Annotated in this window: 13 protein-coding genes and 1 pseudogene; 10 read left to right on the forward strand and 4 right to left on the reverse strand. The window is 63.8% G+C overall.

The window, feature by feature from the left end:
* Positions 1-49: 49 nt before the first annotated feature.
* Positions 50-1993 carry a CocE/NonD family hydrolase gene (locus BMY90_RS08155; protein ID WP_092703146.1) on the forward strand — a complete coding sequence of 648 codons (1944 nt, stop codon included), beginning with the start codon at positions 50-52 and terminating at the stop codon, positions 1991-1993.
* Positions 1994-2229: 236 nt separating this feature from the next.
* A complete protein-coding gene (locus BMY90_RS08160; protein WP_008216765.1) occupies positions 2230-3501 on the forward strand; it encodes an O-acetylhomoserine aminocarboxypropyltransferase/cysteine synthase family protein in 1272 nt (423 codons plus the stop codon).
* 114 nt (positions 3502-3615) lie between these two features.
* On the opposite strand, the gene BMY90_RS08165 is transcribed toward BMY90_RS08160, so the two are convergent.
* The gene (locus tag BMY90_RS08165) at positions 3616-4908 is read right to left on the reverse strand and encodes an MFS transporter (protein WP_245734985.1); all 1293 of its coding nucleotides are present in this window, start codon (positions 4906-4908) and stop codon (positions 3616-3618) included.
* Between the two features lie 344 nt (positions 4909-5252).
* Positions 5253-7643 (reverse strand): annotated as a pseudogene (locus BMY90_RS08175) (glutaminase family protein).
* A 340-nt stretch (positions 7644-7983) separates the two neighbouring features.
* Here BMY90_RS08175 and BMY90_RS08180 point away from each other — a divergent pair.
* The 8 genes from BMY90_RS08180 (at position 7984) to BMY90_RS08210 (ending at position 18155) form a co-directional block, all read left to right on the forward strand.
* A complete protein-coding gene (locus BMY90_RS08180) occupies positions 7984-10632 on the forward strand; it encodes a glycoside hydrolase family 31 protein (protein ID WP_092703153.1) in 2649 nt (882 codons plus the stop codon).
* Between the two features lie 633 nt (positions 10633-11265).
* Positions 11266-13164: a glycoside hydrolase family 76 protein gene (locus tag BMY90_RS08185; RefSeq protein WP_092703155.1), complete on the forward strand. Its 1899-nt coding sequence runs from the start codon at positions 11266-11268 to the stop codon at positions 13162-13164.
* A gap of 479 nt (positions 13165-13643) precedes the next feature.
* The gene (locus BMY90_RS08190; protein ID WP_092703157.1) at positions 13644-13910 is read left to right on the forward strand and encodes a hypothetical protein; all 267 of its coding nucleotides are present in this window, start codon (positions 13644-13646) and stop codon (positions 13908-13910) included.
* Positions 13855-14337 (forward strand): EF-hand domain-containing protein, encoded by a 483-nt coding sequence (locus tag BMY90_RS08195; RefSeq protein ID WP_245734986.1) that lies wholly within the window; start codon positions 13855-13857, stop codon positions 14335-14337. The genes BMY90_RS08190 and BMY90_RS08195 overlap by 56 nt, the downstream gene beginning before the upstream one ends.
* A gap of 359 nt (positions 14338-14696) precedes the next feature.
* Entirely contained in the window at positions 14697-15452 is a 756-nt protein-coding gene (locus BMY90_RS08200) for a M90 family metallopeptidase (protein WP_092703161.1), read from the forward strand.
* A gap of 160 nt (positions 15453-15612) precedes the next feature.
* On the forward strand, positions 15613-16299 hold the full coding sequence (locus BMY90_RS08205; protein WP_008214073.1) for a DUF4097 family beta strand repeat-containing protein: 687 nt from the start codon (positions 15613-15615) through the stop codon (positions 16297-16299).
* 333 nt (positions 16300-16632) lie between these two features.
* The gene (locus tag BMY90_RS17030; protein ID WP_139201721.1) at positions 16633-17085 is read left to right on the forward strand and encodes a hypothetical protein; all 453 of its coding nucleotides are present in this window, start codon (positions 16633-16635) and stop codon (positions 17083-17085) included.
* A gap of 272 nt (positions 17086-17357) precedes the next feature.
* Positions 17358-18155: a MipA/OmpV family protein gene (locus tag BMY90_RS08210; RefSeq protein WP_092703165.1), complete on the forward strand. Its 798-nt coding sequence runs from the start codon at positions 17358-17360 to the stop codon at positions 18153-18155.
* 54 nt (positions 18156-18209) lie between these two features.
* Here BMY90_RS08210 and BMY90_RS08215 read toward each other — a convergent pair whose 3' ends face one another.
* Positions 18210-19349, reverse strand: a complete 1140-nt coding sequence (locus BMY90_RS08215; RefSeq protein ID WP_092703167.1) for an aminotransferase class V-fold PLP-dependent enzyme — start codon at positions 19347-19349, stop codon at positions 18210-18212.
* A gap of 158 nt (positions 19350-19507) precedes the next feature.
* On the reverse strand, positions 19508-20167 hold the full coding sequence (locus BMY90_RS08220) for an NAD-dependent epimerase/dehydratase family protein (protein ID WP_092703169.1): 660 nt from the start codon (positions 20165-20167) through the stop codon (positions 19508-19510).
* Between the last annotated feature and the right edge of the window lie 226 nt (positions 20168-20393).

The following is a 20393-nucleotide window of genomic DNA, read 5'->3' on the forward strand; positions in this document are numbered from 1 at the left end:
AGCCGTGATAGGTTGCCGACGCATCCACCACCATCAGGATTCCCTCGACATGAAGACTGCGGCTTTCAGCTCGGTGCTCGTCACGCTCGCCTGCCTCGTGTCGGCCAGCGCATTCGCGATGGCCCCGACAGGCCAGAGTTCGGCAAAGGTCACCCCCGACATGATTCAGACCGGGTCGGACATCCCGGCGCACTGGACCCAGCCGGAAGGCAACTTCGACTACGTCAAGCGCGACGTGATGATCCCGATGCGTGACGGCGTGAAGTTGCACACCGTGATCCTAATCCCGAAGGGCGCGCACGACCTGCCGATGCTGCTGGAGCGCACGCCGTACAACGCCAGCGGTTTCGTGCCGAACAACAGTCCGCACATGGCCGACGCGGTGTGGTCGGGCGACAAGGACTGGGCCGACGGCAGCTACATCCTGGTGTGGCAGGACGTGCGCGGCAAATACGGCTCGGAGGGCAAGTACATCATGACGCGCCCGCCGATGGGACCGCTCAATCCGACCAAGACCGACGACACCACCGACGCGTGGGACACCATCGACTGGCTGGTGAAGAACATCACGCAGTCGAACGGCAAGGTCGGCATGATCGGCTCGTCCTACGACGGCTGGACCGTCGCCATGGCCCTGCTCCATCCAAACCCCGCGCTGAAGGTCGCCGCGCCGGAAAGCCCGATGATCGACGGCTGGATGGGCGACGACTGGTACCACTACGGCGCGCTGCGCCAGGTGAACCTGGACTACTTCACCGGCCAGACCACCCGGAAAGGCAAAGGCGAGAGCGTTCCGCGCGACAACTACGACGACTACACCAATTTCCTCGAAGCAGGTTCGGCCGGCGACTACGCCGACGCCCATGGCTTCAAGCAGTTGCCGTGGTGGAATCGCTTCGCCGCGCACCCGGCCTACGACGCCTTCTGGCAACTGCAGGCGCTGGACAAGCTGTTGCCCGAACACCCGTCCAGCGTGCCCACGATGTGGCTGCAAGGCCTGTGGGACCAGGAGGACATCTACGGCGCCATCCACGCCTGGGAAGCGCTCACCAAGGCCGGCCACGGCGCCAACAATCACCTGGTGATCGGCCCGTGGTGGCATAGCCAGATCAACCGCCAAGGCTGGCATCTCGGGCCGCTCAAGTGGCCCGGCGACACCGCCGCCGAATTCCGCCAGCAGGTGATGATTCCCTGGTTCAACCATTACCTGCGCGGCACACCGATGGCCAAACCGTTGCCGCAGGCGATGATCTACAACGCGGTCGAAAAACGCTGGGACCGCTTCTCGAACTGGAAGGTGGCGAGTGCCCAGCAGCTCACCCCGATCTACCTGCAGGCGGACATGGGCCTGGGCTTCCAGCAACCCGCCGGTGGTGGTGACAGCTACGTCTCCGACCCGGCCAAGCCGGTGCCCTACCTGCCGCGCCCGATCCCGCAGAAGAACGACAACTGGCGCACCTGGCTGGTCCACGACCAGCGCTTTGTAGCTGACCGGCCCGACGTGCTGTCCTACACCACGCCGGTGCTGACCAAGACCGTGACACTGCAGGGCGCACCGATCGCTGACATCTTTGCCAAGACCACCGGTACCGACGGTGACTTCGTGGTCAAGCTGATCGACGTCTATCCGGGCACCGACCCCAGCGACCCGACGATGGGCGGCTACGAGCTGCCGATCTCGCTCGACATCTTCCGCGGGCGCTACCGCAAGAGCTTCGCCGATCCGTCGCCGATCCTGGCGAACGTGGTGCAGGAATACAAGTTCCGCCTGCCCAGCGTGAATTACGAGTTCAAACCCGGCCACCGCATCATGGTGCAGATCCAGTCCAGCCTGTTCCCGCTCTACGACCGCAACCCGCAGACGTATGTGCCCAACATCCTGTTCGCCAAGCCGGCCGACTACAAAAAGGCGACGGTGACGATCGAGCATGGACCGGATGGACACAGCGCCGTGCTGTTGCCGGTGGTGGCGCACTCGACCGCCAGCCACTAAGCACGACCGGGGCAGGCAACCTGCCCTCGCCGGCAAACGGCAGCACCTGGTCCGCGCGCTCGCGCGGGCCGGGGCTGCGATGCCTTGTGCGATGCTCCTTGAGCACCACTGGCATCACATGGATATGGCCATCCATACTGATGGACGTCCATGAAATAATCGACTGAAACCATTACACTCGGGCATCCGCCATGCCTTAACGAGCATGATGGCCGCACAACGCTCGAGGGCATTTCATGAAAAGGGAAACCATCGCCATCCACGGCGGCTTCGCCGGTGATCCGCAAACTCACTCGGTCGCCGTGCCGATCTACCAGACCACCAGTTTCTACTTCGACGATACCCAGCACGGCGCCGATCTGTTCGACCTGAAGGTGCCGGGCAATATCTACACGCGCATCATGAATCCCACCACCGACGTGCTGGAGCAGCGCGTGGCGATGCTGGAAGGCGGCGTGGCGGGTCTGGCCTTCGCTTCCGGCATGGCGGCCATCACCGCCGCCATCCAAACCCTGGTCGAGGCGGGCGACAACATCGTCGCCACCGCGCAGGTCTACGGCGGCACCTACACCTTCTTCCGCCACACCCTGCGCGCGCAAGGCGTCGAGGCACGGCTGGTGGACGGCCGCGATCCGGCCGCGTTTGCCGCCGCGATCGACGACAAGACCAAGCTCATCTACTGTGAATCGGTGGGCAATCCGGCCGGCAACGTGGTGGACATCGCCGCGCTGGCCGAGGTGGCGCACAAGGCCGGCCTGCCGCTGGTGGTGGACAACACCGTGCCCACGCCAGCCCTGTGCCGACCGATCGAGCACGGTGCCGACATCATCGTGCACGCGCTCACCAAGTACCTCGGCGGCCACGGCAACAGCATTGGTGGCATCGTCATCGACTCCGGCAAGTTCGACTGGAAGGGCAACCCGCGCTTCCCGCAGTTCTCCACTCCCGAACCGGCCTACCACGGCGTGGTGTACACGGAAGCTTTCGGCCCGGCCGCCTATATCGCCCGCGCCCGCACCGTGGCGCTGCGCAACACCGGCGCGGCCATCTCGCCGTTCAATGCCTTCCTGATCCTGCAAGGTATCGAAACCCTCACGCTGCGCATGGAACGCCACTGCAGCAACGCGCTGACCCTGGCCAGGTACCTCAAGGCCCATCCCAAGGTCAGCTGGGTGCGCTTCGGCGGCCTGGAGGGCGACAGCGAATACGCGCTGGCGCAGAAGTACATGGAGGGCGGCATCCCCTCATCCCTGTTCACCTTCGGCATCAAGGGCGGCCGCGACGCCTGCGCCCGCTTCATGGACAAGCTGCAGATCGTCAAGCGCCTGGTCAACATCGGCGACACCCGCACCCTCGCCTGCCATCCCGCCACCACCACCCACCGCCAGCTCAACGACGAAGAGCTGAAGGAAGCCGGCGTCAGCGCCGACCTGGTGCGGCTATGCATCGGTATCGAACACGCGGACGACCTGATTGCCGACCTGGAGCAGGCGCTGGCTACCGTATAGGAACAAAGCGCGCGATTCATGCACCGCTGGTGCGCGCGAAGCGCCAGCTACCGTGGCGAGCAAGGTCAACTGCGCAACCTGAAAGCATGGCGTCTCCCTGGTTGGTACGCCTGCTCAGGTCACACGCTCGCCCGCCGCCACGCGCACGGCGGTTACGTCAGCCGGCTCCGGATGGATAGTCAGGCGCAGTCGGCCGGCCTCGCGGAACAGGCGCAGGTGGCAATGTCTGACCAGATAAGCCACCGCCACCCCGGCCGCCGCAATGCCCGCCACCGCGCCGACGCCCAGTGCCCAGCGGGCGCCGAAACGGTCGACCACCCAGCCGACCAGCGGCGCACCGATCGGGGTGCCGCCCATGACCACGGCGATGCGCAGCGCCAGCACCCGGCCGCGCATGCTGCGTTCGGTGGTGAGCTGCATCATGGAGTTGCTGGCGGTCATGAAGGTAAGCGCGGCCAGGCCGACGAAGAACAGCACGATGGCGAACAGGATGGGGCTGGGCATCACCGCCGCCACTGCCACGCTGACACCGAAGGCGGCCGCCGCGACGCCCATCAGCACCATGCCGGGGAACGCCCGGCGCGCCGACAGCAAGGCTCCGCACATGGTGCCCGCGGCCATCGCCGAGGTCAGCAGGCCGTACTGGCTGGCGTTGCCGTGGAACACGGTAACCGACATGGTCGAAATGAAGATGGCGAAGTTGAAACCGAAGGTGCCGAGCAGCAACAGCATCACCAGCACCGCCATCAGGTCGGGTCGCTTCCACACATAGTGAAACCCGGCTAGCAGACTGCCACGCGTGCGCTTGGGTCGCGCCTCGGTCAGCAGTTCGTGCCTGCGAAGAAACCACAGCGATACCAGCACGGCGGCGTAGGAACCTGCATTGATCAGGAACAGCCAGCCCTCACCGACCGCGGCAATCAACACGCCCGCTGCCGCCGGGCCGACCATGCGCGCGGCATTGAAGGACGCCGAGTTCAGCGCCACCGCGTTAGCCAGAACGTCATCGCTGACCAGATCCGACACAAACGCCTGCCGGGCCGGCGCGTCGAACGCGGTGACGATGCCGAGCAGCAACGCGAAGCCATACACCTGCCAGAGTTGGATCGCACCGAAGATGGTCAGCAGGCCCAGGCCCAGCGCCAGCAAACCTGAAGCTCCCTGGGTCCACAGCAGCAGCTTGCGCCGATCCATGTGGTCGGCGGCAAAACCAGACAACGGCAGCAGCAGCAACGGCGGTCCGAACTGCAGCGCCATCACCGTACCCACCGCCGTCGCGTTGTGATGGGTGAGCACGGTAAGCACCAGCCAGTCCTGCCCGATGCGTTGCATCCAGGTGCCCACGTTGGACACCAATGCGCCACCGGCCCACAGCCGGTAGTTGTAGCTTCTGAGCGAATGGAACATGCCGCTCATTGCGCGCCTGACCATTCCGTCGAGGCGTTGCCACCGATGAAAAGGATGGCACTTGCAGACAAGGTAAGCCGTTCAAATAGGGACATGCGAAATGCTTGGAGTGGGGAGCAACTGGGCGGCACGCGACAACGACCGTCGCGCAAGCGTACATCCAATCGGCCACAAGCCCAGCGTCACAACGGGCCCGCATCACGCCAATGCCCGCACCTTGGGGAATCTCGAACAACCCTGTTTTGCTCGCTACTCCTTTTTTGTAGGAGCGCACCCTGTGCGCGAACGCTCCTGGCGTCGATCGAAGCCAGAGCCTTCGCGCACAAGGTGCGCTCCTACACGGCTCAGGCAGAGGTTTCGGGATCGCCAGGGGAACCTGTCCGCCCCATGCTCCGAACCGCCAGTGGCGCGAAGATGCCGCCCTGCACCGGCCGGGCCTCGAAGCCGGTGCGGCGACCGGTAACGGTGTTGTACAGATCGCAGAAGGGCACGCGATCGGGCGTGGTATTGGCGTAGGCGTAGACGCGATCGATCAGGTCCTGCGCCACCGGCTGGTCGGCCAGTCAGGCCGCCGTGAACAGCTCCCAATCGGACTTGGCGTAACTGTGCGGCACCTGCAAGGGAAGACCGAAGGCATTGCACTGCTGGCGATACCAGTTCGCCTGCATCACGCGGACTTGCGGCGGAATCAGCCCCGTGCCCAGCAACGTATCAGCAAAGCCGTTGTAGAGCGTGCCCCACGTACCCTGCCCGCCGGCGTCGTGGTAGGTGAGATCCAGGTGCGGGGCTTTCGGATCCTTCGCCCGCTTCGCCCAGTAAGCGATGTCCTTGCGTGCGCGCTGCTGGTAGTGCGCGACCTCGGTGGCCCGGCCAACCAGCTCGGCCACCTGGCCCATGGCTGCCAGCGCCACGATGCCTTTCAGCGACAGGTTGACGCTGTGCGCGATCGACCCGGCGAAATCGTCGGTCTGGTTCTGGAAACCCGGATCGGGCAGGTTCTTTTCCAGATAGCCCGCCCACTTTTTCAGCAGCGGGTAATGGCGCGTGGCGAACGCGCGTGCTTCGGCACGCGGAACCCGCCGCAAATAAGCGGCCATCATGATCAGCATGTCGCCGGTCTCCTCCACCGGCATGTCCTCTTCCTTGCCGTCGTTGTGACCCGATGCCTGCGGGTAGGACGAACCCACGTCGTGCTCGGCGAACGTCTTCGGCCAGCCGCCCTTCTCGGCGTAATCGAGCAAGGGCAGTAACAGCATGCGCAGATAATCGGGATCGAGGTACATCCACACCGGTGATGCCGGAAACAGCACATCCACCGTGGACACGTTGCCGTCGCTGGAGATTTCCTTCAGGAACGCCCATGGCGAACCGTCCGGCCCCAGCACCAGTTCCGTGCCGCCGTAGGCCTGCCGCAGCGCAAGCACGCACAGGCCTTCGTAATGCCCGCCGCCGGCGGCACGTGCGTCGCGCGTGATTTTTGCATCCAGCGTGTCGGCCCGCGCACGTGCTGCGGTGGCGTCCCCATGGAAGAAATCCAGCATCGTCTTCCAGTCACCGAAATGGTGGGTCCACAACGCATTCAGCGGCTTTCCGAGATAGTTGATGGATTGCTCGCGCACCTGTCCCACGACAAAGTCCACGCCGATGGCAGAGGTACCGCAGCGCCCCAGGTCGACCGCCAATGCCAGCGCCGGCATCGACTTGATCGTGGACTGCTGCGCGTCGTTTCTGCCGTCGAGCGAACCATGCTCGACGAACCGGCGACGCACCTTCAGGCAATCCCCCGCCTGCATGCTGATGCCCGTGCGATTCGGCGTCGACCAGACGACATGCCCCCAGGCCGCGAATTCGTGCTGCTCGGTCAGCGGCTGCGGCTTGGCCAGCGCCAGCGTCCAGGTGCGGGCGGCCTTTGAGTCGCCGCGCGCAATCACCACTTCCTGTGCATGATCGCCACTGGCCCAGTCGCCGGTGATTTCCATGTAGATCTGCACGGCATGCGCCGCACCATCCGCGCTTCGTGCCGAGACACGGACATAGCTCATCGGAATGGACTGGCGGCGTGCGTCGCCCGACTCCACCGGGGAAAGAAAATCCACCGACAGTTCGACACCGCCGCCTTGCAAGGTGAAGCACGAGCGCGTCGCCGTGATGTGCAACGCAGTCTGCTGCATGGCACGTGGATAATCCTCGACCGTGTGCGCCTTGCCGTGATTGCCATCGGGAATGTCCCGGACGATCTTGCCGTCGCCCATGAACAGCCACGCCACGCCATCGATGCGGGCCAACCCCACCATGCCCGTGGCGTTGGTGGAAGTGGCATCGAGATGGCTCGGGTCGATTTGCCAGAATTGCGGCGAGGTCCCGGGAAGCAGCGTCGCCGGCAACCAGGTGCTCAGATACGGCTGGCGCACCGCCAACGGCACAGCGGGCGGACGGATCGGCGTGGCCGCCGTCGAGAACGGCACGACAGCACCCTCGGTGGCTGTCGCCGAGCCGGTGCGTGCCACGCCGAACGGCACGCGCGCCTCGGCCGGCAGCAGCGCCGAGCCGGCAAGCGCCAGGCCGGCAAGACCGGAAAGCTTCAGGACATCGCGGCGGCGGGGATCGGCGACAGCCGAAGGATCGATGAGAGGCGTGCGCTTTTTCGACATGGATGGACGTCCAGATGGGGCGGGCCGGCGTTGTCGGCGGAATGTGCACGGAGCACCCCGTACAAGCAGGGCCAAATGCACCATGGCGCCATCGGCAAGACGCACCTCGAAATGTATGACTTATTTGCTATAGTCATCAAGGGCCGCCTTCCATCGGACACGTTGAATCGCCACGAAACCGGCGAGTCGACGGCGATGGAGAGTCCGGTCCGTGGTGTGGAGGAGCGCACACCTTCATGACCGCACGCCGGATGCCGCACCCGGGGATAACGGGTCGACACCTGACTGCATCAGCATTGCTGAGGGTAGTCTTCCCTGCGTGCGGTGGCCCCGCATGAAGCGCTGTTGTCTGATCCTGGCGTGGCGAAAGGCGTGACACCGCATCGCCGCGCGTCCGGATCTTCCCCGACGATCGAGGATTCCGATGAAGCGACAGATCCATGTACAGGCAGCCATCGCGCTGCTCGCGTTGATGACAGCGCTGCCGGTACTAGCGCAGAACGCCGAACCCGCCATGCACGGCAAGGCCAACCCCGCCGCAGTCGTCCAACGCAGCCATGTGCGCTTCACCGTACTGACGCCACGCATCATCCGCATGGAATGGTCTCCCGACGGGCACTTCGTCGATGCGCCTTCGCAGGTGTTCATCGACCGCGATCAGCCGGTACCGAAGTTCACCACGACCACCCGCGATGGCACGCTGCACATCGACACGGCTTCGTTGAGCCTTGCCTACAAGCTTGGCAGCGGCCGCTTCAATGCCGGCAATCTCACCATCCATTCGAAGGGCTTCAAGACCGCCTTCGACTGGCACCCGGGCGACGTGGAAACAGGCAATCTCAAGGGCACGGCGCGCACGCTGGACCGCTATCGCGGCGACGTGCAACTGGACACCGGCAAGCAGCTGGATCTCGGACAAGGCCTGCTGTCACGGCAGGGCTGGCACCTGGTCGACGATTCGAAGAGCTTCCTGTTCGACGACAGCGCCTGGCGCTGGGTCAAGAAACGCACCTGTAGCGATTGCCAGGACCTCTACTTTCTCGGCTACGGCCATCACTACAAGAAAATCCTGGGTGACTTCGCCAAGGTGGCCGGGCGCGAACCGATGCCGCCGCGGTTTGCGTTCGGCTACTGGTGGTCGCGTTACTGGAACTACTCGGACAGCGAACTGCGCGCGCTGGTAAAAAACTTCGAGCGCTACGGCATTCCGCTGGACGTGCTGGTCATCGACATGGACTGGCACCGCACCGACCAGCTCAGCTGGGATCCCCGCTACGTCAAGCGCGACGCGTTCGGGCAAACCGTCGGCTGGACCGGCTACAGCTGGAACCACAGCCTGTTCCCGGACCCGGCCAAATTCCTGGCGTGGCTGCACAGCCAGCAACTGAGAGTGACGCTCAACCTGCACCCGGCGTCCGGCGTGCCATCGAACGAGACGCGCTACCCCGCCTTCGCCAAGGCGATGGGCGTGCATGACGGCAAAGCCATCGGCATCGATACCGTCGACAAGCGCTACATGAGCAACCTGTTCGATATCGTGCTCGCGCCCCTGCGCGCCGAGGGCGTGAACTTCTGGTGGCACGACTGGCAGCAATGGCCCGATGCGAAAAAGCTGCCGGGCCTGTCCAACACCTGGTGGCTCAACTACGTCTTCTATACGCACATGCAGAACGCGGACAAGGCCCGCGCGCTGATCTACCACCGCTGGGGCGGCCTCGGAAACCATCGCTACCAGGTGGGCTTTTCCGGCGACTCGGTGATTGCCTGGCAAACGCTGGCCTACCAGCCCTACTTCACGGCAACCGCATCGAACGTGCTTTATGGCTACTGGAGCCATGACATCGGCGGCCACATGTTTTCCGACGACACACCGGAAGACCAGCGCCACATCAATCCGGAACTCTACGTGCGCTGGATGCAGTTCGGCGCCTTCAGCCCGATCCTGCGCACCCACTCCTCCAAGGAAGCCGGCCTGCGCAAGGAGCCCTGGCGTTTCCCGCCTGCGGATTTCACCGCGCTGCGGCAGATCATCGACCTGCGCTACGCCCTGGCGCCCTACATCTACACGGCTTCGCGCGAGGCCTACGACAGCGGCGTGTCGCTGATGCGCCCGCTGTACTACGCATGGCCGAACCTGGCCAAAGCCTACGACGTCGGCAACGAATACATGTTCGGCGACGACATGCTGGTCTCCCCCGTCGCGCAACCGATGAAGGACGGCGTGGCCAACGTCTCGACATGGCTGCCACCCGGCCGCTGGTACGACCGCAACCGCGGCGACGTGCTGCAAGGCGGACGGACCGTCACGCGTGATTACACGCTGGATGAAGTACCGGTGTTCGTCCGCGCCGGTGCGATCGTGCCGATGAACCCGCCCTCGGTGAAAAAACTGCAGGACATGGACAACAGCGTCCTCGTGCTGCGCCAGTTCCCGGGTGGAACTGCGCACACGCGGCTTTACACCGACGCCGGCAACAGCGAAGGCTATCGCCATGGCGAATACGCCTTCACCGCGATCGATGGGAAACGCGACGCGCACACCGCGACACTGACCGTCGGCCCACACCAGGGCAGCTATCCCGGCATGCCGCACGACAAGCAATTCACCATCGAACTGCCGGACGCGACGCTGCCGAAAAGCGTGATGGTCAATGGCAAGCCGTACACCCGCGCGGATGACGTCCGTCCGGGCACCTGGCAGTACGACGGCGACGCGCTGACGGTCCGCATCATCGTGCCGGCGCAGAACGCGGACCAGCCATTGAAAGTGACCGTGCATTTCGCTGACCACCCGGTCGATGTAGCCGGTTTGCGCTACCGCATGAAACGCACCGCGGCCGCAGTCGAATGGCTGAAATACCACTGGAATTCACCGGCCCCGCTGCCAGACGATGTGTCGTTGGCGGCGCAGCTCGGTCGCCTGATCGACTATCAACCCGAGCAGTTGCCAACGCTGGTCAAGGCGTTCAATGCGCGACTGACGAAGCTACCGTCCGAAATTGATCAATCGCATGCCGACCCCAAGGTCAAGGCCCACTTCGCACAGATGATCAAGGCCATCGGCAAGGACTGAGGGAAGTCTGATCCATCAGTCTTTTGCCCGTCATCCCGACAAGGCGCTTTTCAACAGCCGACCTGATTGGCGACAAGATTCAGGCGACACCTCACCGTTCGCCCTGAGCGTAGGCCCGTAGGGCCGGAGTCGAAGGGGCATTGCTTTCGTGCGCTTCAATTCTGCTTGCTGGCGCAAGCCACGCTCAGCGCGAACGGCCCCGGGCGGAGTTTCGTCGTTGATCAGAGCGGCTGTTGAACTAGCGTCTCGCGGGAATGACGAGAAAACAGGGTCATCCGCGGCTCCGTGTTTGGACGGCTATTCGAAGCGCCCGGGGCCATCGATGAGCAGTCCGTGGCGTGGTTCTCACAATTGGAAGGATCCTCCGGCAATACTCGATCGGGCGCACGGGCCTGCCAGCTTCGTCGACTTGTGCCCTGAAGGCTGCGCCACACGTGCACTTTTCCAGACCGGCATGGCGCCAAGCCACTGATCTGGCCATGGAAAGATGGGGCAATCCAGCCTCCATCCCTTTCCCGGGTATTCCCACGAGGAGAGCTTCCGATCATGCATTCGACGACAAAATTCCACTCGCTTTTAGATCGATTGAAATTGCTCCCAAAGATCCGCTCAGGCTGGCTCGGCGCCCCGCGAATGCGCCGTTCGATCACGCCGGGCCTGACCGGTCTGATGACCCTGTTCATGGTGCTGACCGCAGTGGCAAGCGCGCACGCCCGACAACCCGAAGCCAGCCCGCGAATCGATGGTCCCACGGCCGTCGCCCGTGCCCGGGTGGCGGCGGATGTGCTGATGAGTTCGTACGATCCAAACAAGGCCTGGTTTCCCTCCAGCTGGTGGAATTCGGCGGTCGCCCTGCAAACCATCGGCGACTACATGCAACGCACCGGCGACCGCCGCTATCTCGGTCAACTGGACAACACCTTCGAGAAGGACAAGGGCGTGTTTCCGCCGGGCGTGCTGTCCGGCGATCCCCTGCTCGGCAACTTCACCAGCCGGGCCATCGACGACTCCGAATGGTGGGTGCTGACATGGCTTCAGGCCTATGACCTGACCCGCAATCCGAAGTACCTGGACATGGCGGTGACCATCGCCAACTACGTCTACGGCTACTGGGACACCAGCACCTGTGGCGGTGGCGTGTGGTGGAACGCGGAACGCACCTACAAGAACGCCGTCACCAACGCGCTGTGGATCCGGCTCACCGCCGAACTGCACAACCGCATCCATGGCGATCATCTCTGGCTCGCCCGTTCCAGCACCGCGTGGAAGTGGTTCAACGGCAGCGGCATGATCAATGCCAACGGCCTGGTCAACGATGGCCTGACCGACACCTGCACCAACAATGGACAAACCGTGTGGAGTTACAACCAGGGCATGCTGATCGGTGCCGGCCTGGAACTCTGGCGCGCCACCCGCGACCCGTCCATCATGGCCACCGTGCGCCGCCTGGCCGATGCCGCCATCGGTCCGAACGGACTGGTCGCCAGCGGCATTCTGACCGAAAGCTGCGATGCACTCGACCAGACTTGCGACGACAACGGCAAGCAGTTCAAGGGCATCTTCATGCGCTATTGGACCGACCTGGTCGACACCACCCACGATCGCCGTTACGCCGCCTTCCTGGACACGCAGGCCGAAAGCATCTGGAACGCTGATCGCGACGCCGCCGGGCGGCTCGGCACGCGCTGGTCCGGCGCCACCAGCGACGCTCATCCGAATGTCTTCGACTGGCGCACCCAGGCCAGTGCGCTCAGCGCCCTGATCGGCGAGATACCCGTCTGGACGCCGCAAGCCTCGCTGGCCGCAACCCTGTCCCCGGCGCAGCCCGTGGTCATGCCGGCGGCATCAGGAAACACCCCCATCGCCCTCAACCTGGGGGTCTCCGCCACCGGCTGGTTCCCGCTCAACGCGAACGCATCGGTCCAGGCGCCTGCCGGCTGGGGCGTCTCGCCCACCGCAAGCCAACTGCACTTGCAGCCCCACGGCACCGCCGTCCCGGTCAACGGCTCGATTCCACTGACGCTTACCGTGCCGAGCCTGGCCACGGACGGGCACCACATGGTCACCGCCAACGTGGCGGCTGCCGGGCTGCATTTCAGCACCCAGGCCGACGTGCTGGTCGCGCACTCGATCGACTTCGACACCGGCACCGTCAACGAGACGCCGTGGCTGTGGGATCCCGACGGCTCGCAGAGCAATGGCGTGCAGAACCGGTTCGCCGACGGTACCGCGCACTTCACCTATCGCTTCCCGTTCCCGTTCGACACCACCTCGGCACACGTCACCCTGACCATCGATGCCGAATACCTGGTCCAGGTCAGCTCCGACAACCAGAACTGGACCACGGTGCTGCAGGAAAACCAGCGCATCACCGACGGCTCCAACAAGGGCAACCAGACCATCGACCTGACGCCATACCTCGGCTCCGGCAGCGATGGCGCGAAACCGGTCTACGTCAAGGTATCCGATGCGTTCCCGGATGATGGCTGGGGCGGACGCGTGTACCACGTCACCGCCAGCTTCACCGAGTAATCGAACCCGAGGCCTCCGTTCCCCGAACCATCGAGGGGAACGGAGGTGCTCCGGCGCGCAGCGGAGCACGCGTACACGATGGACGACCGTCCGAGCGACCCATGCGCTCCCGGGCAGATACATGCACCTGATGCATGCAAGAACCCGCACGCGTCGAACGACGACGACCCTCCATCGCCCATGGACGCAATGTTGAGGCAATGTTCGTGCCGGACCATGCAGCGCTTGGCTTTTCGCAGGCGCGAGATTCGCATTGTCCCATGCGGGGCAGGAACCGCCCGAAGCCCTGCTTCGTCTTCACGCCTGCCACCTGTATCCCCTGACCAGAGCCACCCCGGACCACGAGGGCGAGTACCGCATCCGCTGGCGCTCTCCTTTCGCTTCGGTGGCCTCCGGCACCTGATCGAAATGCATGAGGGCATGTAGCAATGACACCCAGGAAAATCACACCCGCGAGAACCCGAATCGCATTCTGCCTGATGGCATCGCTCGCCATGGCCGCGGGCACCGCCTCCACTGTCGACGCGCACGGCATGACAAGGAAACAGAAGAACACGCTTATCGGTGTCGGCATCGGCGCAATCGGTGGCGCGGTGCTTTCCCATGGCGACATCTTCAGCACCATCGCCGGCGCCGCCGCAGGTGGCGTGATCGGCAACGTCACCACCAAAAACCACCACCGACATCATGATGACCGGCGCTACCACGACCATCGCCACGATAACTACGACAGGCATCGGCATTGACCCTGCAACACTTACGGAGCAACCCATGAAATCCGCCATCGCAAGAAACACCCTGCTGGCTTCCGCCACCCTGTTCTGCGCACTGGTCGCATGCGCCACGGCCACGCCGGTGGAAACAAAGTCCGAGTCCGATCTTGTCGCGGCCGCCTTCAACAAGATGGACACCAACGGCGACGGACAGGTCAGCCGCACGGAGTTCAATGCATTCATGGCATCGCGCCTGGCCAACCAGCGGGTCGCCATCGAAGAAGCCTTCAAAAGCCTCGACAGCAACGGGGACAAGAGCATCAGCAAATCGGAGGCCGCCGCCAACCCGACGCTGGAGCAGCACTTCGCCGATGTGGATGCCAACCACGACGGAAAGATCAGTCTGGATGAACTGGTTGACGCCGCACGCGCCGCACAGACGGCCGACGCCAGGCAGTAATCCGGCATGCCAGGCGGGGCCGATTAGCTGGCCATCCCGACTTCCGATTAGCGTCGATTCCCAGCCAGCTTTTTCCCTTCTCCCTCCGGGAGAAGGTGCCCCGAAGGGGCGGATGAGGGTTCGGACCAAGCGAGGCGCCTCGTGTGATTCAGGCCTGTATGCCGCGCTTCGTCCGAACCCCCTCCCCAACCCCTCTCCCAAAGGGAGAGAGGCTTCAAGCAACTGAGTTTCGACGCTGATCAGCGTTCCGACTTGAGCAGCCTCGGAAACCCGCGGCGGGGAAACATCCGCTCCCCTGCTTGAGAAAGCACATCTCGGCCCAGATGCTGTTGACCATGTAACTCCTCCGGCGGGTGCCCATGTTCGACAAAATCAGAAACTGGCGTGTGCGGCGTATCGTCGCCCGGCACCCGATCCCCGACGGGCTCTGGCAAAACGCGCTGCAGCACTGTCTCCCGGCACGCCGGCTGGGTGCTTCCGACCAGGCCACGCTGCGCGTGCTGGCCACATTGTTCCTTGACCGCAAGTCGCTGGAGCCGGTGAAGGGCGTGGAGCTTGACGATGCCGATCGCGTCCTTCTCGCGACTCACGCATGCATGCCCATCCTGAAACTGGGCATCGACTGGTACGACGGCTGGCGCAGCGTCATCGTGTATCCGGACGCGTTCATCCCCCGCCGCCAGCAAGTCGATGCCGCCGGTGTGGTTCACCAGACCAATACCCCGCTGGCAGGCGAGGCCTGGGGCCGCGGGCCGGTGATCCTGTCGTGGGCGGACGTGCTGGAGGCCGGCAAGAAACCCGGGCACAACGTGGTCATCCACGAAATGGCCCACAAGCTCGACATGCTCAACGGCGACACCAACGGCTTCCCGCCGCTGCACCGGCGCATGGACCGCCGCGAGTGGTGGCGCATCTTCTCGAGTACATGGGACCGCCTGAAGGAAGACCAGCGCAACGGAATCGAATTGCCGATTGATCCGTACGCGTTGGAAAACCCGGCCGAGTTCTTCGCCGTGGTCAGTGAACTGTTCTTCGAAGCACCCGCCACCCTGCACCAGCACTTGCCGGCGATCTACCAGCAACTCACGCAGTTCTACCGGCAGCACCCGTTGTAAACACAACGACGCAGGCAAAGAGCCCGGTACCACACGCCTGTCTGCGCGCATACAAACGTCGCGATTTTTCACCCTGTCAAAAGCCCTATTGGCAAACCACCGACGTTGCTGCACGATCCCTTCGATCGACGCTTCCCTCCACTACGCGCACGAGGCCGCCATGCCACACGCACGTCTTTGCACCTACGTCATCGCCCTATTGGTGTTGCCGCTCGCCACCGCTGCATGCGTGAACGGCGTCAATGGTTCCGTTGATGTTCCTGCCGGCACCACCGTTTCCGATGCAACCACCGTGAACGGGGCGATAAGCCTGCAGGCCCATGCCAAGGCCGACAAGGCCGCTACCGTCAACGGCTCGATCCACCTCGCCGAAGGCGCGCAGGCCGGAGCCGTCCATACGGTCAATGGCGACATCACCCTCGCCAAGGACGCCAAGGTCCTGGGCGACGCCGAGACCGTCAACGGCGAGCTCGACCTTGCCGCAGGGTCGGCCGTGAATGGCTCGTTGGGCAACGTCAACGATCGAATCGAGATCGATGGTGCCCACGTTGGCCATGGCATCACCACGGCGAACGGCGACATCCACATCACCGGCAATGCCGTGGTCGACGGTGGCATCAAGGTGGAAAAAACCGATGGCAACGGCAACGGCAACGAGTTCTTCGGCATCCACTTCGGCAGCAACCATGTGCCGCGAATCGTGATCGATGCAGGCGCAACCGTGAATGGTCCGCTGGTCTTCGAAAGGCCGGTCAAGCTCTACATCAACGACCAGGCCAAGGTTGCCGGGCCCATCAGCGGCGCCCAGGCCGTGAAGTTCACCGGCGCCACGCCGCCGGCCTCGTAGGAAGCAGCGCGCCGTCTGGAAACCCGACAGGGATCTTCGAACAACCGTCGTCATCCTGCCGCCTTCTGTCAGGAATAAATCCGTTCGATCACACCACTGCTTCCGGTGTGACAGGGCTGACGTCTGCGGCTGGCCTCGAAGTCGCCATTCTTGTAGGAGCCCGCTGGCGGGCGATGCTCCTGCTTCTGCTTCATCCAGAAAAGCATCGCCCGCCAGCGGGCTCCTACGACCATGGGCCGCGAATTTGTGCCGGAATCATGGCCTTCGATCGCCCCGCCCTGCACCACGGCGGGCTCGACGTCACGGCATGGATTTATTCCGGAGCCATGGCTTTTGCTCAAACGCACTTTGGGGGGCATCGAAGACCCTCTGTCACCCCAGCGGCTCTCAACAGCCGAAGGGCTGGTCAAGCTGGGGTCCAGTGCCGTCCACCCATTGAAAAGCAAAGGCGCTGGATTCCTGCTTTCGCACACTGCTGTCCGGAATAATCCTGGGATGTCCTTCGAGAGTGAATACCCGCGCCGCTTGCGCGAGATGCAACAAGGGGGCGACTCCATTTCTGGCAGCGACCACCTCTCCGGCTCGTCATCCCGGCGCAGGCCGGAGGCGCCTTTCAACAGACGGCTGTCTGGTCATCCAGTAGCGATCACGCCTGTCCAAGCCATATGGCTACTGGATTCCGGCCTTCGCCGGAATGACGGGCAAAAACCGATTTCGGCATATGCCACCGCACGACTGCGGGTATTCGAAATTATTCCGGACAGCAATGTGCTTTCGCAGGAATGACGAGCAAAATAAGGTTATTCGATATTCCCTGGGGTTGCTCGAAACATCCAGCTTGCCGAGGTACCAGGGCGATCCGGCCCGAACAAGGCGTGTGAGCTTCGCGCTCAAGCTATTGAAGCCTTTGGCAGGGGATGTGCCCACTCGACGAGTCGACGAGTCCACGCCCCCTCCCTGCCACCTGCTCGCCATCACGCGCCAACCAAACGCAGGCTGAGCAGCCGCGTGGTGCGTTGACCTCCAATCATGGATCCAGCCGCTATGCTGGCCTCCCCATGAACCACGCACATCCACTCTCGCGAATCTGGCGACAATGGCTCCCGGCGGGCCTGCTGGCCTGCCTGTTGTCGACGCAAGTCTGCCTTGCCGATTCCGACGTCCAGCCGACGTTTGCCGGCGGCATCGGCGTGGAACGCATGCCAGCGTGGCCCGGCGCCAAGACGGCGCGCAACCAGCCGGTTCCCTACGTCGACATCGAGATCCCCGGACACCTCAGCCTGTCCACCATGGACGGCCTGCAGTTCGATCTGATCGGTGGCCCGGTGCTGCATGGCGGCGTTTATGGCGATTACCAATGGGGCCGCGATGGTGATGACCTCGGTGCACTGCGCAGCAAGATCAATACGCTATCGCCACGGCTGACCCTGGGTGGCTACCTCGAATGGCAGCTGAGCAAGCAAATGGATGCGGGCGTCGACCTCAGTCACGACACCCAAGGCGCGGGCGCCTATCTCAGGCTGTATGCCGAATGGGACCTGCCATCGGTTGGGCTGCTACATCACTCGCTGCAACTGAGCTGGCAGGCGATGAATCACGCCGCGATGAATCGCTTCTTCGGCGTTACCACGGAACAGGCCGACGCCCTGGGAGTGCGCGCCTGGCAACCGGGCGCCGGCAGTCAGCTTGCCACGCTGGAGTACGACCTGTTCATGCCGACCAGCCCACACACCGGTTTCGCGTTGGCACTGGCCTATGGACAACTGCTCGGTGCAGCCGGCGACAGTCCGCTGGTGACCCGGTTCGGCTCACGCAGTCAGTGGAACGAATCACTGGCCTTCATTTATCACCGTTGAGGCGCTGGCCTGCCATGGGTATGGAAGGCCATCCGAATCACGCGTGACTGGCACTCAGGTACCCGCCTGCATGTCGTTCAGTGCATTGTCCAGTCGTTGCACCGTGCCGTCGACATCCCTGAGCTTGTCGATACCGAACAGGCCGAGGCGGAATGTCTTGAAATCGGCAGGCTCGTCGCAGGCCAGCGGCGTACCAGCGGCAATCTGCAGGCCGCGTTTGGCGAATGCACTGCCATTGTGGATGGTGTCGTCATCGGTGTAGCTCACCACCACGCCGGGTGCCTGGAAGCCTTCGGCAGCCACGCTGGGCAGGTCGCGCCGCACCAGCAAGGCCCGCACCTTGCGACCCAACTCCAACTGCGCGTTGCGTGCGTGTTCCAGGCCCATCGCCATGGTTTCGTCCATGGCATCACGCAGTGTCACCAGCGCATCGGTGGGCATGGTCGAGTGATAAGCGTGGCCGCCGTTTTCGTACGCCGTCATCACCGCGCGCCATTTGGCCAGATCCAGGGTGAAGCTGGAACTTTGCGTGGCCTTGAGCCGTGCCTCCGCCTCGGCTGAAAGCATCACCAAAGCCGCGCAAGGGCTTGCGCTCCAGGTTTTTTGCGGGGCGCTCAGCAAGACGTCCACGCCCACTTTTTCCATGTCGACCCACAGTGTGCCGCTGGCGATGCAATCCAGCACGAACATGCCGCCATGTGCGTGCACGGCCGTCGCCACGCGCTGCAAGTAGTCATCGGGCAACAGCATGCCAGACGAGGTTTCCACGTGCGGCGCGAATACCAGGTCAGGCTTGTGCTCGGCAATGCTGGCGATGACGTCGTCGATCGGCGGTGGTGCAAACGGGGCCTGGTGCGCGGTACCGGTCGGACGCGCCTTGAGCACGGTAGTGTGCGAAGGAATCCGGCCGGCCTCGAAGATCTGGCTCCAGCGATAACTGAACCAGCCGTTGCGGATGATCAGCACGTTCTTGCCATGCGCAAATTGCCGCGCCACGGATTCCATGCCCGTCGTACCGCCACCCGGGACAAGCGCCACTGCGTGCGCGCGATAAACCGCCTTCAGGTTTTTCGACAGGTCGCGCATGACCTGCTGGAAGCGCTGCGACATGTGGTTGAGCGCGCGATCGGTGAACACCACCGAATATTCCTGCAGGCCCTGCGGGTCGACACCGGGTGATTGGGATGCATGCATGGTTTCCACCTTGGTTTCAAAGAAGCCGGGTACGTTTGCCTGACGAAAAGACTACCAAACACACCCAAGGCCGAGGCCAGCAAACGCGCGCGCCCTGCCATGCCGAAGCCGGGCCTGCGCTCATCCAGCCACACTGCGCCATGGCTCGTCCCATCCGTTCAGCGCGACGCCAGCGCTTTCATGTCGGCCCACTCGTGGATGTTCACACCGATGGCGCCGTCGCTTGCGGCCCGCACCATCGCGCGCGCGACATCCACACCCGCGATGCCGCGGTACTTGCGTGCGCCGCCCACGAACAGCCAGTCGATCGCCGGCCACACCGCGATACTGAGTCGCTCAAGTGGCCGGCGCTCTTCGCGCTGGCCAAGCAACTGCGATGGCCGGAAAACATGCGTGCGTGCGATACCCAACGCGATCACGTCGCGCTCCGTTTCACCCTTCGTACGGAGGTAGAAAAGCGACGAACCCGCCTTCGCACCCACTGCCGAGATCAGAAAGACACCAGTCGCGCCGCGCGCCTGCGCCACGGCGGCGGCGCGCACCGGGTAGTCGTGATCGATACGGTAATAGGCCGCCTCGTCGGGCACCTTGGCCTTGGTCGTGCCGAGTGCGATGAAGACGTCATCCGCGTCGATCCTGTCGGCCAGCGCGGGTAGTGCATCGATATCACCAACGAGCGTCACCAGCTTCGCGTGCGTCACGCCCGGGTCACGCCGCACGACGATGGTGACGCGGTCGTAATCGGCGCTTGCCAACAGCATCGGCAGCAACTGCGAACCAATGAATCCGGTGGCGCCGAAAACGAGTGCTTTCTTCATGGTGGCAGCTCGAAGCTCAAGGATGGGCGACGCGCCATTGTGCGCCACGATCAGGGAGAGTTGTCTCCGGCACGCATGGCGCTTGCCCGGACTCTGTTCGCCCTGGGCGCAGGCCGCGGGCCGAAGTCGAAGGACATGTCGGCGATGGGCTGCCCACGCTCGGTGACGCTTCGACTCCGCCCGTTGCACGGGCTACGCTCAGCGCGAACGGTTGACCGTCGGGTGA

It is taken from the genome of Rhodanobacter glycinis (genome assembly GCF_900114325.1).
Classification (GTDB): Bacteria; Pseudomonadota; Gammaproteobacteria; order Xanthomonadales; family Rhodanobacteraceae; genus Rhodanobacter_A; species Rhodanobacter_A glycinis.